At 37.9% G+C, this 15,024-nt stretch carries 15 protein-coding genes; 4 read left to right on the top strand and 11 right to left on the bottom strand.

The annotated features are described in order from the left end of the window. Window positions 1-30 precede the first annotated feature (30 nt). A protein-coding gene (gene prfB, locus NKR20_RS03470; protein ID WP_121213939.1) for a peptide chain release factor 2 occupies window positions 31-1,132 on the bottom strand; the annotation gives its coding sequence in 2 pieces (ribosomal slippage) (window positions 31-1,059 and window positions 1,061-1,132; 1,101 coding nt in all). A 380-nt stretch (window positions 1,133-1,512) separates the two neighbouring features. After that, window positions 1,513-4,023 carry a preprotein translocase subunit SecA gene (gene secA, locus NKR20_RS03465; RefSeq protein ID WP_253423676.1) on the bottom strand — a complete coding sequence of 837 codons (2,511 nt, stop codon included), beginning with the start codon at window positions 4,021-4,023 and terminating at the stop codon, window positions 1,513-1,515. 242 nt (window positions 4,024-4,265) lie between these two features. On the opposite strand from secA, the gene NKR20_RS03460 reads away from it, so the two are divergent. Beyond that, the gene (locus NKR20_RS03460; RefSeq protein WP_253423673.1) at window positions 4,266-4,691 is read left to right on the top strand and encodes a VOC family protein; all 426 of its coding nucleotides are present in this window, start codon (window positions 4,266-4,268) and stop codon (window positions 4,689-4,691) included. A 129-nt stretch (window positions 4,692-4,820) separates the two neighbouring features. On the opposite strand, the gene NKR20_RS03455 is transcribed toward NKR20_RS03460, so the two are convergent. The 8 genes from NKR20_RS03455 to NKR20_RS03420 all read right to left on the bottom strand — a co-directional run bounded on the left by NKR20_RS03455 (window position 4,821) and on the right by NKR20_RS03420 (window position 11,482). Continuing rightward, a complete protein-coding gene (locus NKR20_RS03455) occupies window positions 4,821-5,549 on the bottom strand; it encodes a sirohydrochlorin chelatase (RefSeq protein ID WP_253423669.1) in 729 nt (242 codons plus the stop codon). Next, the gene (gene cobA / locus NKR20_RS03450; RefSeq protein WP_253423665.1) at window positions 5,549-6,319 is read right to left on the bottom strand and encodes a uroporphyrinogen-III C-methyltransferase; all 771 of its coding nucleotides are present in this window, start codon (window positions 6,317-6,319) and stop codon (window positions 5,549-5,551) included. The genes NKR20_RS03455 and cobA overlap by 1 nt, the downstream gene beginning before the upstream one ends. Continuing rightward, on the bottom strand, window positions 6,319-7,158 hold the full coding sequence (locus NKR20_RS03445) for a formate/nitrite transporter family protein (RefSeq protein WP_253423662.1): 840 nt from the start codon (window positions 7,156-7,158) through the stop codon (window positions 6,319-6,321). The genes cobA and NKR20_RS03445 overlap by 1 nt, the downstream gene beginning before the upstream one ends. A 37-nt stretch (window positions 7,159-7,195) precedes the next feature. Then, window positions 7,196-7,513: a nitrite reductase small subunit NirD gene (gene nirD, locus NKR20_RS03440; protein ID WP_253423659.1), complete on the bottom strand. Its 318-nt coding sequence runs from the start codon at window positions 7,511-7,513 to the stop codon at window positions 7,196-7,198. A gap of 18 nt (window positions 7,514-7,531) precedes the next feature. Then, window positions 7,532-9,949: a nitrite reductase large subunit NirB gene (gene nirB, locus NKR20_RS03435; RefSeq protein ID WP_253423655.1), complete on the bottom strand. Its 2,418-nt coding sequence runs from the start codon at window positions 9,947-9,949 to the stop codon at window positions 7,532-7,534. Between the two features lie 190 nt (window positions 9,950-10,139). Next, window positions 10,140-10,964, bottom strand: coding sequence for a bifunctional hydroxymethylpyrimidine kinase/phosphomethylpyrimidine kinase (gene thiD, locus NKR20_RS03430; RefSeq protein WP_253423651.1), 825 nt, complete (start codon window positions 10,962-10,964; stop codon window positions 10,140-10,142). Window positions 10,965-10,977: 13 nt separating this feature from the next. After that, window positions 10,978-11,280, bottom strand: a complete 303-nt coding sequence (locus tag NKR20_RS03425; RefSeq protein ID WP_121213932.1) for a hypothetical protein — start codon at window positions 11,278-11,280, stop codon at window positions 10,978-10,980. Further along, on the bottom strand, window positions 11,273-11,482 hold the full coding sequence (locus NKR20_RS03420; RefSeq protein ID WP_097072350.1) for a helix-turn-helix transcriptional regulator: 210 nt from the start codon (window positions 11,480-11,482) through the stop codon (window positions 11,273-11,275). The genes NKR20_RS03425 and NKR20_RS03420 overlap by 8 nt, the downstream gene beginning before the upstream one ends. Before the next feature lie 113 nt (window positions 11,483-11,595). Here NKR20_RS03420 and NKR20_RS03415 point away from each other — a divergent pair, with 113 nt between their 5' ends. Further along, window positions 11,596-12,489 carry a DMT family transporter gene (locus tag NKR20_RS03415; protein ID WP_253423648.1) on the top strand — a complete coding sequence of 298 codons (894 nt, stop codon included), beginning with the start codon at window positions 11,596-11,598 and terminating at the stop codon, window positions 12,487-12,489. Between the two features lie 62 nt (window positions 12,490-12,551). Here NKR20_RS03415 and NKR20_RS03410 read toward each other — a convergent pair whose 3' ends face one another. Continuing rightward, window positions 12,552-12,662, bottom strand: a complete 111-nt coding sequence (locus NKR20_RS03410) for a DUF418 domain-containing protein (protein ID WP_419095294.1) — start codon at window positions 12,660-12,662, stop codon at window positions 12,552-12,554. 129 nt (window positions 12,663-12,791) lie between these two features. Here NKR20_RS03410 and istA point away from each other — a divergent pair, with 129 nt between their 5' ends. Beyond that, entirely contained in the window at window positions 12,792-14,291 is a 1,500-nt protein-coding gene (istA, locus tag NKR20_RS03405; RefSeq protein ID WP_097075058.1) for an IS21 family transposase, read from the top strand. Further along, window positions 14,288-15,004: an IS21-like element helper ATPase IstB gene (gene istB, locus NKR20_RS03400; protein WP_121216053.1), complete on the top strand. Its 717-nt coding sequence runs from the start codon at window positions 14,288-14,290 to the stop codon at window positions 15,002-15,004. The genes istA and istB overlap by 4 nt, the downstream gene beginning before the upstream one ends. Window positions 15,005-15,024 lie beyond the last annotated feature (20 nt).

The following is a 15,024-nucleotide window of genomic DNA, read 5'->3' as shown; positions in this document are numbered from 1 at the left end:
TTTGATAACTTATAAATGCCTTCACTTTTATTAACCTAAACGAGAACGTAAATATGCATTGATGAAACCATCTAATTCTCCGTCCATAACACCTTGAACGTTACCAGTTTCAAATCCTGTACGGTGATCTTTTACCATTGAATATGGATGGAATACATAAGAACGGATTTGTGATCCCCAGCCGATTTCTTTCTGCTCGCCACGAATCGCATCTAATTCAGCTTGTTGTTTTTCAATTTCAAGTTGATATAATTTTGCTTTTAACATGTTCATCGCTTTTTCACGGTTTTTAATTTGAGAGCGTTCTGCCTGACAAGATACTACAACGCCTGTTGGAATATGTGTAATTCGAACGGCAGAATCAGTTGTATTGATGTGCTGTCCACCCGCACCAGTTGCTCGATACGTATCAATTTTTAAATCTTCCGTACGAATATCAATTTCAATTTCATTATTGAATTCTGGCATTACTTCACACGAAACGAAAGATGTATGACGACGCCCTGCAGAATCGAACGGTGAAATACGAACTAAACGGTGAACACCTTTTTCAGCTTTTAAATAGCCATAAGCATTATGTCCTTGAATTAATAACGTCACCGATTTTATCCCTGCTTCGTCCCCAGGTAAATAATCCATCGTTTCTACTTTGAAACCATGTTGCTCTGCCCAACGAGTATACATCCGTAGTAACATTGAGCCCCAATCTTGTGATTCTGTTCCACCAGCACCAGGGTGTAGCTCTAAAATAGCATTATTTTTATCATAAGGTTCACTTAATAACATTTGTAGTTCAAAAGCATCCATTTTCGTTTCAAACTCTTTCAATTCGTTACCAAGTTCCTCTTGTAATTCTTCATCTGGCTCTTCTTTTAAAAGCTCTAATGTCATTTCTAAATTTTCTTGTGTGGCAACAAGCTCATTGAATTCATTTACGATGGCTTTTAAACCATTTGCTTCATTAATAACCGTTTGGGCACCACTTTGATCATCCCAAAATCCTGGCATTAACATCATTTCATCCAACTCTTGGATTCGTGCCTCTTTGTTTTCTAAGTCAAAGAGACCCCCTGAAGTCCACCAATTTTTTGGCTGTAGTTTCTAACGAATTTCTCACTTCTGATAATTCAATCATATAAAATCCTCCGTACAATATTAAATTGAGAGAACCGTATCATCCCTTCGATGACTACGGTTCAATGACTTTCATTTTATAGTGGCGTTCCAATCTTTTGTGGACGGAAGGCTGGGCTATGTGGACGAATAACCTCGTTGAATGGACAAAACCCTGTGATATCCGGACGAAAACTTCATCTGTATGGACGAAAAGCTAAGTCATCCGGACAATTCAACTGGTTAACTGCTTAAAATGCAAGCTCATGTGCACAAGTCAACTCGTTATCCGCACTAGACAAGGCACAAGTGCACAAGTCAACTCGTTATCTGCACAACACACCACCCATGTGCACGAGTCAACTCGTTATCCGCACAAAACACCAATAAACTAACCAACTAATCCTGCTGTGCACCGTGGCAGTTTTTGTATTTCTTGCCGCTACCACATGGACATGGATCATTACGTTTAATATCTTGTGTTTTACGCACTGGTTGCTTTTTCTTTGGTGCAGCTTCCTCTTTTGGATTCACAGCTTGACCTTTTGCAACTTCTTCACGCTCTAGATTGTTGCGGATTTGTGCTTTCATTGCATATTTCGTTACGTCCTCACGAATTGATGCAACCATGTCCTCGAACATCGCAAATCCTTCTTGCTCGTATTCACGTAATGGGTCTGTTTGGCCATAAGCACGTAGGTGAATCCCTTGACGTAATTGATCCATTGCATCGATATGGTCAATCCATTTTGTATCAATTGAGCGAAGTAAAATTACTTTTTCAAATTCGCGCATACGTTCAGGTGTAAGTGCTTCTTCTTTTTCATCGTAACGTTTTTGCACTTCGCCGTAGATGAATTGAATCATTTCTTCTGGAGATTTACCTTCAAGATCACTTGCTTTAATTGCGCCTTCTTCTAATAAATTAGCTTGAATATAATCTTCTAGTGCTTTTAAATTCCAATCTTTTTTGTCGCCCTGTGTATGAACACCAACAATATTTTCAATTGATTCTTGGATCATATTTTCCACAAGCGCACGCATATTATCTGTTTCTAATACATCGCGACGTTCTTTATAAATAACTTCACGTTGTTGACGAAGTACATCGTCATATTGTAATAAACGTTTACGTGCATCGAAGTTGTTCCCCTCAACACGTTTTTGAGCAGACTCAACGGCTTTTGAAACCATGCCTGACTGGATTGGTTGAGAATCATCCATACCTAATCGAGTCATCATTGCTTTCATTTTGTCTGAACCGAATCGACGCATTAAATCATCTTCTAAAGATAAATAGAATTGCGTAACACCTGGATCCCCTTGACGTCCAGAACGACCGCGCAACTGATTATCGATACGACGTGATTCATGACGTTCTGTACCAATTACTGCTAAACCACCAAGTTCTAAAACACCTTCACCGAGTTTAATGTCGGTACCACGACCGGCCATATTTGTTGCAATTGTTACGGCACCGCGATTTCCTGCATTTGCGATGATTTCGGCTTCTCGTTCATGGTTTTTCGCATTTAACACATTATGTGGAATTTTATGTTTGTCTAATAACTGTGAAATAATTTCGGATGTTTCTATTGCAACAGTACCTACTAATACTGGCTGACCCTTTTTATGGCGCTCTGCAATATCCGCAGCTACCGCATTAAATTTACCGTTCATTGTAGCAAAGATTAAGTCTGGTCTGTCATCACGGGCAATTGGTTTGTTCGTTGGAATTACGACAACTTGCATATTGTAAATGTTACGGAACTCTTCTTCTTCCGTTTTTGCTGTACCTGTCATACCAGCAAGTTTTTCGTACATACGGAAATAGTTTTGGAATGTAATTGTTGCCATTGTCATCGATTCGTTTTGGATTTCTACACCTTCTTTTGCCTCAATTGCTTGGTGCAATCCATCTGAATAACGACGGCCTTTCATTAAACGTCCAGTAAAGCTATCAACAATAACAATTTCACCATCTTGAACAACATAATCGACATCGCGATGCATCGATACATGCGCTTTTAATGATTGGTTAATTGCATGTAGTAAACGGACATGAGAAAGGTCGAATAGGTTATCAATGCCGAATGCTTTCTCTGCTTTTCCAATACCATTTTCAGTTAAAGTAACACCTTTTGTTGTTTCATCATATGTGTAGTCTTCATCTGCTTTTAACATACGAACAAACATATTTGATTGAACATATAATTTCGCTGTTTTTCCAGCTTGACCAGAAATAATTAACGGTGTACGTGCTTCGTCAATTAAAATCGAGTCCACCTCATCGATTACGGCATAATGAAGAGGGCGTTGTACACGTTCTTCTTTATAAAGAACCATGTTATCACGCAAATAGTCAAAGCCAAGTTCATTATTTGTACTGTATGTGATGTCAGCTGCATAAGCTTCACGTTTTTCTTCTTTTGATAGGCTGTTTAAATTTAGACCAACTGAAAGACCTAAGAAATTGTACAGTTCACCCATTTGAGAAGCATCTCGACTTGCAAGGTATTCGTTAACTGTTACAACGTGTACGCCTTTGCCAGTTATTGCATTTAAATAAACGGCCATTGTTGCAGTTAATGTTTTCCCTTCCCCTGTTTTCATTTCTGCAATGTTCCCATCGTTCAACGTTGCAGCACCCATAATTTGAACACGGAAAGGATACATCCCAAGTACGCGGCGTGATGCTTCACGACAAACTGCAAATGCTTCAGGAAGTAACTGTTCAAGCGTTTCCCCATTTTGATAACGTTCTTTAAATTCAATAGTTTTCGCTTTAAGATTTTCATCACTAAGTTGTTCCATTTGAGAAGCAAGTGCTTCAACTTGGTCTGCAATTTTATTTAATTTTTTTATTTCTTTTTTATTCGGATCAAAAATTTTATTTAAAATGTTCGCCATGAATATTTTCACTTCCCATATAGTATCACTCTTCATTTTATCATTACCTATATATAGGTGCAAATTACCTTCTCATTTAAAACAGAGGAGGATGAATTTTCAGAATTGTTTGTGTACCTGGTACACGAAATATTCTGAATTGTTTTTGTACCGGGCACACATTGTATATTAGTACCAGTTGAACGAGAAAATATAGTACAATTAACAGGAAAATTACATTTTTTTAAGGAGAGTTGGATCATATGGCAATTGAAGTGTATTTAATTTTTGATGGAAACTGTCGTGAAGCGGTAAATTTTTATGCAGATGTATTTAAAACAGAAGCACCACAAATTATGACGTTCGGTGATGGACCAGAAAATCCAGACTACCCTATCCCAGAGGAAGCAAAAAATTTAGTAATGCATACGAATATTTATGTAGCAGGTAGTAGATTAATGTTCTCAGACAATTGGCCAGGCTCTCCTTATGTTGTTGGTAACAACATTAGTGTCACTTTAGTAAGTAAAGATGAAGAATTTATTCGCTCTTCTTTCGAAGGTTTAAAACAAGGTGGTACAGTAAACATGGAGCTTCAAGAAACATTTTGGAGCAAATGCTACGGTGCAGTGAAGGACAAGTTTGGTGTGGAATGGCAAGTGAGTTTAGATAGCGGAGAACAGTGGTAAAAGATACGTCTGAAAGATCATTTTGAGACGGGGACGATGACATATTGATGTGTTCACCGCAGTAGCACCATTTTTAATAAATATGAAAAGGGATGTGTATCAACTTTCTACACATCCCTTTTTCATCCATCAAACAAGTTCTTCAATCCGTTCATTCAAAGCTTCCACTACAACTGGTGAGTTCCCTAAATAATCACAAATAATAAATTGACAATCGTGATTTCCCACTACCTTCTCTACCGTTTTTCGTATTCCTTCTATTAATATACCCGTGAACAAAAAGTAAGGTAGTATAAACACTCTATCCACATTACTCGAATCAAGTGTTGCAATTTTATCCGAAAAATATGGTTCACACCCTGTTAAAAAGCTAACTTCAACTGGATGACTAATCTTCTCTCCAAGGTTACTAGCTATTTGTGATAAATCTTGCTTAACACGACCATTTGTTGACCCTCTCCCAACTAACACCACTTTCGACCAAGCAGTCACCTCTTGATTCGTTTGTTGCAATCGCTCAACCAACAAATCAATAAGTAAAGGATGAACCCCAATCGGCTCACCCATTTGAATTTCTAACTGAGGATAATGTTGTTTTGCTCTATTAATCTCCTTTGGAATATCAATCAGTGCATGATTTGCAGTTAATAACAATACCGGGATAGCACGAATTTTCGTTGCACCTTGTTCCACACATTGTTGAATACCTTGAAAAATCGTAGGCTCTGCTAATTCCAAAAAGCAGTGTTGCAGAATCCTTTCCTGTCGAACTTCTTTACACCTTTCCACAAAAGCCACCGCTTCATCACATGCAGATTTCACACGACTTCCGTGGCAAATATAAAGAACTGCCTCCATTACATTCCACCAACTGCAAGCAATTCTTCATTCGTCTCGAACCAATTAAGTTGGTCACGCAATCGAACAACTTCCCCAATAACAATCATACTAGGATTTTTAATTTGTTTTCTTTTGGCAATCTCATAGATAGTTGCTAATGTACCTGTTACAGTATGTTGGTGATTGGTAGTCCCATAATGAATTAATGCAACTGGAGTATCTTCACTTTTTCCATTCTCGATTAATTGCTCGCAAATATAATTCAAGTTCTTCATTCCCATATAAATCGCGAGCGTATCAATTCCATTTGCTAATGCTGCCCAATTTGTATTGTCCGGTTCTCCATTTTTGCGATGCCCCGTTACAACTGCAAAGGAAGAACTGTAATCACGATGGGTTACTGGTATACCAGCATATGCAGGAGAGGCAATACCCGATGTTATACCGGGTACGATCTCAAATGGGATCCCTGCGTCACTACATGCTGCGGCTTCTTCACCACCACGCCCGAAGATGAAGGGGTCTCCACCTTTTAAGCGAGTAACTACTTTCCCTTGTTTTGCATACTTCACTAACGTTAAATTAATCGTATTCTGTTGCATCGTATGGCAATTTGGCAATTTTCCACACGAGATTAGCTCTGCTCCAGCCTTTGCATAGTTTAATAACTCTTTATTTACTAATCTGTCATATAAAATAACGTCTGCCTGTTCGATACATTTTAGCCCTTTAACCGTAATTAGCTCTTCATCACCTGGCCCTGCACCAACGATATAGACAATTCCCATTACACTCCCTCCATTTCCGTTGCTTTAACTGATGATAATTTCACCTTTTGTTTCGACACAGTTTGATACGTTGCATATAGTGCAAAACCAGTAAAAATGAATCCACCTAGTATATTTCCGATTAGGACAGGTATTTGATTCCAAATCCACCAATCTGCAAAACTCACATCTGCCCCAAGAAGCATACCAGCTGGGATAACAAACATATTTACAACGGCGTGTTCAAAACCTTGGGCAAAGAAAATTAAAATCGGGAGCCACATACTAACAATTTTTCCAATAGTAGATTGAGAAGTCATAGCCATTACTGCACCAAGACATACCATCCAGTTACAAAGAATTGCTTTAACGATAACCACTACAAAGCCAGAACTACCTAACGCTTGATAAGCTAGCGTTTTTGCTTCAGCAACGTTAATAAGTTTCTGAATCATTACATGATCTGTTGTTTGGCCAAAGTTTGTTATCGCGATTACATAAAGTAAGGCATAGAAGAACGCACCAATTAAATGACCTATAATTACCCAAGTCCAGTTTTTAAGAAGTTCAGCCATTGTTGCTTTTTTCTCTAGTACTGCTAAAGGAATAAGAGCAAAGTTCCCTGTTACTAATTCAAGTCCTAGAAGGATAATAATGACAAAAGCAGCTGGGAAAAGGACGGCACCTACAATCCCTAGTCCTGTTTGCATTTCTGCATTAAAGGCTAGTGTTGTCCCAAAACCAAGTAACGCTCCTGAAAGTATTCCACGAATGACTAAATCTTTAATTGATAGTTTTGCTTTATCTGACCCTGCTTGGATCATGCTTTCTACTACTTGCTTCGGTTTAATATAATCCATGTACATCCTCCTCGTTTGCTGCTGTTTTACTCCATCACTAAAACACTATATATACATCGTCACCTTCAACTTCTACTTTGTACGTGTTGACGCAGCCATGATCCGGTTCCTGAACTTTCCCTGTCGTTACATCAATTTTCCAATCGTGCATCGGACAAAATACATGTTGACCACTAACCATTCCTTCTACTAATACTCCACCTCGATGTGGACAGCGATTTTCAATTGCATAAAACTCACCATTTTTAAGTCGGAATAAGGCAATTTCAACATCACCAACTTGGACGGTTTTTCCAAAATCCTTTGCCACTTCATCTACTTGCAACACTTTAACTCGATCAACGACATGTTTCATATGCAATCCCTCCAAAATTTATTGTTGTACAACTACTTTTTCAAACAACTCAGTTCTTAACTTATCGCTATTGATAATTTTCTTCCAAGGCTCTTCATGAACTTTTAATGCTAAATCTAAACGAGCATACAGTTCTCTTCGTTCTTTTGGATTTTCAATAACAGCTTTGATGTTTTCAAGCCCCATACGTTCTAGCCATTTTGAAGTTCTTTCCATATAAATACCTGTTTCACGATAATATTGGAAATACGCACATGCATATTCGATTACTTCTTCTGCCGTTTTAACTTTTCCAAGAAGATCAGCTGCACGAAGGTGTGTACCACCATTACCACCAACATACATTTCCCAACCGCCATCTACTCCTACTACACCAAAGTCTTTAATTCCTGATTCAGCGCAATTTCGTGGACAAGCAGATACAGCCATTTTAAATTTGTGTGGAGTACCAACACGTTCTAATTTTTTCTCTAAAGCTATTCCGAGACTCATAGAATCTTGAGTTCCAAATCGACAGAAAGTTTCACCAACACAAGTTTTAACAGTACGAAGGGTTTTTCCATAAGCATAACCTGAAGGCATATCAAGTTCTTCCCAAACTTTAGGTAAATCCTGTTTTTCGATACCAAAAATATCGATTCGTTGTCCACCTGTTACTTTTAATAATCTCGCATTATATTTTTCTGCAACATCCGCAATTTTTCGAAGTTGTTCTGGTGTTGTCACGCCTCCGTACATACGAGGAACAACGCCAAAGGAACCATCTTTTTGAATATTTGCATGTAATCGTTCATTTACAAAACGTGATTCATTTTCATCTTCATATTCAAGCGGATGAACCATTCCGATATAATAATTCAATGCAGGGCGACATTTTGAACATCCATCTGAAGTATTCCAACCAAGCACATGCATTACTTCACGAGTAGTCATGAGATGTTTTTCACGAATTTCTTCAACCACTTCATCACGAGAAAGTGTTGTACAGCCACATAATGTTTCTTTTTGAGCACTCGCATCAAAGTTATCGCCTAATGTCACTTCTAACAGTTCTGAAACTAATGATTTACAGCCACCACATGATCTTGTTGCACTTGTACAAGATTTAATGCCATCTACTGTTGTACAGCCTTTTTCATGAATCGCTTGTACAATCGTTCCTTTTGATACACCGTTACAACCACAAATAATTTCGTCTGCACTCATGGAAGCAACTAAACTCTCACCCGTTTCGCCGCCTATTGGTTGTAAAATGCTTACTTTTGTTGTATCTGAAACATCAGCCTGTTTTTTAATTAGGGATAATAAGCGGTTACTATCGCGACTATCACCAAATAGAACTGCACCTACAAGCTTTTTACCGTTAAACACTAATTTTTTATAGACACCATCTTGATCATCGAATACGCGTAAAGCCTTTTTCTCTCCACCCTCGATATATTCACCTGCCGAGAAGACTTCAACACCAGAGACTTTCAATTGAGTAGAAACAATCGAACCATTGTAAGGAGCAGTTTCTACATCACAAATCGCATTTGCAAGGACTTTCGCTTGTTCAAAAAGTGGTGCTACTAAACCATAGGCAACTCCATTATGTTCAGCACATTCACCAACTGCATAAATATGAGGGATATCCGTTTGTAAATAATTATTTACGACAATTCCACGGTTTACATGAATACCTGATTCAATGGCTAGTTCCACATTTGGCTTAATTCCAACGGCCATAATCACAAAATCGCAAGCTAACTCTTCACCATCCGTAAAACGCAAACCTTCTACTCGTTTTTTACCAAGTATTTTCTTCGTATTTTTCTTAAGTAAAAACTTCATTCCTTGGCGTTCCAGTTCTTCTTTCAAAAGGTTAGCCGCTGTTTGATCCAATTGGCGATCCATTAAGCTCTCTCCTAAATGAACAACCGTTACATCCATTCCAAGATTTAATAATCCACGAGCCGCCTCTAAACCAAGCAAACCTCCACCAATAACAGCAGCTTTTCGGTAAGTTTTCGATGCTTTTAACATAGCATCTGTATCTTGAATATTACGGAAGCCAGTTACTCCTTCTTTATCCGCACCAGGAATCGGTAAGATGAAAGGTCTAGAACCGGTTGCTAATATTAATTCATCATACGGAAGCTTTAACCCAGAACGAGTCATCACCAATTGTTTATCTGAATCAATTTTCGTTACTTCTTCATTCGTATACAATTGAATATCATTTTCTTGGTACCATGCCCAATCGTTTAATGTAATATCTTCTAACGTAGTATCGCCTTGCAATACTTTCGATAGTTGAATTCGGTTATAATTCGGGTAAGGTTCATCACCAATAATTGTAATTTCAAACTTTTCTTTTGAAACATTTAATATTTCTTCAATTGTCTTTACACCAGCCATACCATTTCCTACTAGAACCAATTTCTTTTTTTCCATACAACTTCCCCCTCACATTGCCACAATTTCGAAAAAACTGAAAACTCAAAACTTTATATGTCAGATAATATAACATCAAAGAAGTATATGTAAAGCATATTTTTTTCCAAAAACTCTCGGTAACCGCTTACAATGTAATGTTTTCTAACATAAAAAATTTTCGAACAAAAAACCCTTCACAATTCAATTTTTACGAATTGTAAAGGGTAACTTCATCTTCACCATATTTTTTAAAAGCACGATGATCAATCATGCCCGCGACCTTTTCAAAGGGAATTGCAAGGCGAATTCCAGCTGTTACAAATTTCTTTGCTTGAATAACAGACTCCTTCATTGACAATCCATTCGCAAGTCCTGCTGTAATCGCAGCAGAATAGGAACAACCAGCACCATTTGTATGAATCGTATCAATTCGAGGAGCTTCAAGAAGCATCATTGTATTCCCGTCGTACAACACATCAACCGCCGCATCTTGCAAACGACCACCTTTAACTAAAATATACTGCGGACCTAATTCGAATAAAGCTCTTGCTGCTTCTTTTAATTGAGCTAATGAATTTATCTCCGCACCACCTAATAGGTATGAGGCTTCTGGCATATTTGGTGTAATAATTTTTGCCTGAGGAATAAGTTTCGTTTTCAAAGTATCCATTGCATCAAAATCAAGTAACGCTGAACCAACTTTCCCAAACATAACAGGGTCCACCACAATATGTTGAATCGCATTTGATTGAAGCCAATTTGCGACAAGCTCGATTATCTCCTTGGAAAAGAGCATCCCAGTTTTTAATGCTGCAATATCTCCTTGCTCATAAATTGTTGAAAGCTGAGCTTCGATAACTTCTAATGGCTGAATGAATATTCCTTGTTTCGTTTCAGGATGTGGGGCTACCATTGCGGTAATAGCTGACATGCCAAATACGCCAAGCTCTTGAAAGGTTTTTAAATCTGCTTGTATACCCGCACCACCCCGAGCAGCTGACCCAGCAATGGTACATACTTTTGCTATTGTCATTTTTAAACTCCTTCTAATTTCGACTATTGGCAATCATTGCTCCTATCATATAAGAAATCATATGTCCCATATAAATGGCAGAAATGAGCCAAAAAGCAGTCATGGATTTGAAAACAACGAGTGATAAAAACCACGCTACAAAAATAACTCCTAGAGAACCCATCCAACTATATGAACGAGCTAGATGATCATTATAAACAAATCGCTCATCATATTGTTTTTTCTTTTTCATCATTCTGCGTGTGAAATAAAAAGAACCTACAATAATCGAAGCTAACATTAGCCAAAACAACACAGCAATAATTGGATTATCCATTTTCATTTCCCTCCTCAAATATAAATACATCTTCAATACGACACATAAACACACGAGAAATTTTATAGGCCAAAATGAGCGATGGATTGTATCTGCCTTTTTCTAAAGAAATAATCGTTTGCCTTGAGACTTCAAGCTTTTCCGCCAGTTCATCCTGGGTTAAATCATAAACGAGCCGTAAATCTTTTATCCGGTTACGCAACTCTTTCACCACCAAATGTAAAGTTAACTTTACGTAAAGGATGCTTTACATTTGTACCCGGTACGAAAACCCATTCATATACTAGTGTAAATTGCGAAGGAAGAAGGTTTGAAATGGGGAAAGAAACCTCGAAACTTACCACTTATGGTTTATTAGCTCTGCTCATTGTCATTTGGGGCGTGAGCTGGCCTATCTATAAAAATGGTGTGAATTTTATGCCTCCACTGTACTTTGCAGGAGTGCGGGCCTTTTTAGGGGGAATTATTTTATTCATCATTGCATGGAAAAATCGCCATATCCTACAATTTAAACAAAATTGGGTTTATTACATCATTTCTGCCATTTTGAACATCGTGTTCTATTTAGGGATTCAAACAGTAGGACTAATCTATTTACCTGGTGGACTATTTTCTGTTCTTGTTTATTTTCAACCTGTGATCCTTGGTCTGTTAGCATGGTGGTGGCTTGGCGAACCAATGACGGTATGGAAAATCCTCGGGTTAATCATTGGATTTACGGGCATTGTTCTCGTGAGTATTGACGGCCTAATGATACATCTATCAGCAATCGGAGTCATGTTAGCTCTCGGTACTGCACTCAGTTGGGCAATTGGCGTTGTCTATGTAAAGAAAAACCGTCACAATGTAGACCCCTATTGGATGGTTGTTATGCAACTTGTGATTGGTGGCGCAGTTTTATTAACAGGTGGATTCGTAATGGAAGACGTGAGTGATATCGTTTGGAATACAGATTTAATCTTTAGTCTAATATGGGGAACAACCGCTGGAATGGCAGCCGCGCAAGTAATATATTATAAATTGATGAATGAAGGGGAAGCAAGCAAAGTCGGAGCATTTACATTTTTAGTGCCGATTCTAGCTGTATTTGTCAGTGCAATCTTCCTGGATGAACAAATTACGATTAATTTATTTATTGGGATGTTACTTGTAGGTGTAAGTATTTATTTAGTGACGGTAAATAAAAGGCCATTTGAAAAATCACCATGAACCGACATTTTGTAACTACTAATGTAGTAAAGGCCCCAAACATTGCATTTGGGGCTGTTTTCTTATGCTTTCGGTCTTCCACTCCACGAAAAATTAGTCCACATCCGTAACAAGACTTCTAGTGGGCCGCGCTTGAATTTCTTTAAATACAATGTGCTTAGAATACATTGTATGGTTATGGCAAACTAAAAATGTACCATTCGGACATTAATTTATGCATGAAAAAACCACTTGTCAACATTATCCAATAAAGTTACACTCCTCGTTGGACCAACAACGTTTAACAGGAGGTAATATAGGAGATGTTGCAAGTGGTAGAAATTAATTATATCAGACATGAAGTTAATCATAAAGGGCGTTCCTACAAGGAAGTTGCAGAAAGCGTAAATCATGATCAACGTACAGTTAAAAAGTACGCTGATTTAGAAGAGTTTCCACAAAAGTTAAAGCAAAAACGCAAATCGCCCGTATTAGATGCCGTAAAACCGATCTTAAATAGTTGGCTTGAAGAAGATTTAAAAATGAAAAAGAAGTTCCAGCGTACTGCAAAACGCATGTATACGCAGTTAGTTGAGGAACATGGATTTAAAGGTTCAGCAAGAACTGTAAGACGTTATGTTAGCTCGCGAAAAGAAGAGTTAAAGAAAGAAGCAGAAAGTGCTGTACTTCCATTAGAGGCGCATAAAGGTACTGCACAAGTTGATTTTGGGAAAGCCCCTTTTAAATATGCAGGGGAAATAATAGATTTACCATTTTTAGTAATGTCTTTTCCTTATTCAAATACATTCTACTTTCAGGTATTTCCATCCGAAAATACAGAATGTCTATTAGAAGGTCTGCAACGTATATTTAAACGGTTAGGTAGCGTACCTAAAACAATTCGTTTTGACAATCTTTCACCTGCGGTTAAAAAGATTCACGCAAAGGGAGAGCGTGAGTTAACGGACATGTTCGAACGTTTTGTTTTACATTATGGATTCGAATATGAATTCTGTAATCCTGGCAAGGGAAATGAAAAAGGACACGTTGAAAACATGGTGAAGTATTCACGAAACAACTATTTATTACCTGCGCTATCGCTTACAGATTTAAATGAATTGAATGAGCAATTATGGGAAAAGGCTGAGAAAGACTGGGAACGGATTCACTATGAAAAGAAGCGAAAGCAGTCTGAACTTCATTTAGAGTCCGTCGCAAAACATTTAGTTTTACCAGAAAAGGAGTTTAATTGCGCTCGTATCATGACTGCGAAAGCAGACAAATCTGGATTTGTGCACATCGATTCAAAACTTTATTCTACTTCACCGCGTTTTGCGCAAAAGAAAGTGTTCGTAGAAGTTCTGTATGATGAAATTCGGATTTTAAACGAAAACTATGAATGCATTGTAAAGCATCCGAGATTGTATGGCAATCAGGCCAAATCTATGGTTTGGCAACCTTATTTAAAATTATTGGCACAACGGCCAAAAGCAATTAAATATTCGGGTGTATATGATCATTTACCATCAGAATGGCAAGCCTATTTAAAAGCCTCTACGGAAGATGAGCAAAAGGCAGCACTATCACTTTTAGCAGAATTAATGACCGTAGCTACATTTGGTCAACTAAACGAAGCGTTGATGACCGCATCTAGTAATGGGCATCCTTCGGCTGAACAAATTAGGCAGGCTTTTAATGCACAAAAATTCAATCAGCAGCTCTATCAGGACATTCAAACCTCTGAGGAAATCCCTAAACTGCCAGAAGTGACTAGAGGTTCAAGTCACTATGATGATCTTTTTAAAATGGAGGAGAAATCATGACGCAGCTACTAGAGGATTGTGCAAAACGTTTGAAATTAAGTCAGTTACGTTCACATATTGCGGAATTAACCGCTGATCAAATTCAGTTTCTAGAGCAGCTCTTTACACGAGAAATTGAGCATCGTGAAGCAACAAAACTGAATTTATTATTAAAGCAGGCGCAGTTGCCTCAAAGTGGTCATGAGCCGTTTAATTGGCAGCATGTGCAACTAGCCAAAACATTATCGAAAGAGGATTTATGGGATGGACAGTTTATCTCTGAAAAGGAGAATCTTATTCTTTACGGTGGTGTAGGCACTGGAAAAACTTACTTAAGTCGTTGCATTGCATTAAATGCCATTACTAAGTTTGGTCATAAAGTACGCTTTTACACAATTGCAGGACTCGTTAATCAACTGATTGATGCGAATCAAAAAGGGCAGCTGAATAAATTAATGAACCAAATTGATAAATTAGACCTCCTTATTCTTGATGAGCTAGGCTATATTCCGTTAGGAAAAGAAGGGGCAGAGCTTCTCTTTCAAGTGATTTCGATGTGTTATGAAAAGCGTAGCGTCATTATTACGACGAACCTTCAATTTGGACAATGGAATCATGTATTTGGGAATCAAATTTTAACAGAGGCGGTAATCGATCGCTTAATCCATCATTCACATTTAATCATCTTTACTGGAGAAAGCTATCGATACCGTAATTCTAGTATTCGAAAATAAGTAAAAATAGTGTTGGCAAG

The organism is Ureibacillus endophyticus (assembly GCF_024159215.1).
Classification (GTDB): domain Bacteria; phylum Bacillota; class Bacilli; order Bacillales_A; family Planococcaceae; genus Ureibacillus; species Ureibacillus endophyticus.
Note: the sequence above shows the minus strand (reverse complement) of the source record. Positions and strands in the feature narration are given on the sequence as shown.

Coding starts and splice junctions, on each gene's coding strand:
- secA (WP_253423676.1), bottom strand. CDS start 4,023: ATGGCGAACATTTTAAATAAAATTTTTGATCCGAATAAAAAAGAAATA.
- istB (WP_121216053.1), top strand. CDS start 14,288: ATGACGCAGCTACTAGAGGATTGTGCAAAACGTTTGAAATTAAGTCAG.
- NKR20_RS03455 (WP_253423669.1), bottom strand. CDS start 5,549: ATGGAGGCAGTTCTTTATATTTGCCACGGAAGTCGTGTGAAATCTGCA.
- NKR20_RS03445 (WP_253423662.1), bottom strand. CDS start 7,158: ATGGATTATATTAAACCGAAGCAAGTAGTAGAAAGCATGATCCAAGCA.
- NKR20_RS03425 (WP_121213932.1), bottom strand. CDS start 11,280: ATGGATAATCCAATTATTGCTGTGTTGTTTTGGCTAATGTTAGCTTCG.
- NKR20_RS03415 (WP_253423648.1), top strand. CDS start 11,596: ATGGGGAAAGAAACCTCGAAACTTACCACTTATGGTTTATTAGCTCTG.
- nirD (WP_253423659.1), bottom strand. CDS start 7,513: ATGAAACATGTCGTTGATCGAGTTAAAGTGTTGCAAGTAGATGAAGTG.
- istA (WP_097075058.1), top strand. CDS start 12,792: ATGTTGCAAGTGGTAGAAATTAATTATATCAGACATGAAGTTAATCAT.
- NKR20_RS03460 (WP_253423673.1), top strand. CDS start 4,266: ATGGCAATTGAAGTGTATTTAATTTTTGATGGAAACTGTCGTGAAGCG.
- nirB (WP_253423655.1), bottom strand. CDS start 9,949: ATGGAAAAAAAGAAATTGGTTCTAGTAGGAAATGGTATGGCTGGTGTA.
- thiD (WP_253423651.1), bottom strand. CDS start 10,964: ATGACAATAGCAAAAGTATGTACCATTGCTGGGTCAGCTGCTCGGGGT.
- cobA (WP_253423665.1), bottom strand. CDS start 6,319: ATGGGAATTGTCTATATCGTTGGTGCAGGGCCAGGTGATGAAGAGCTA.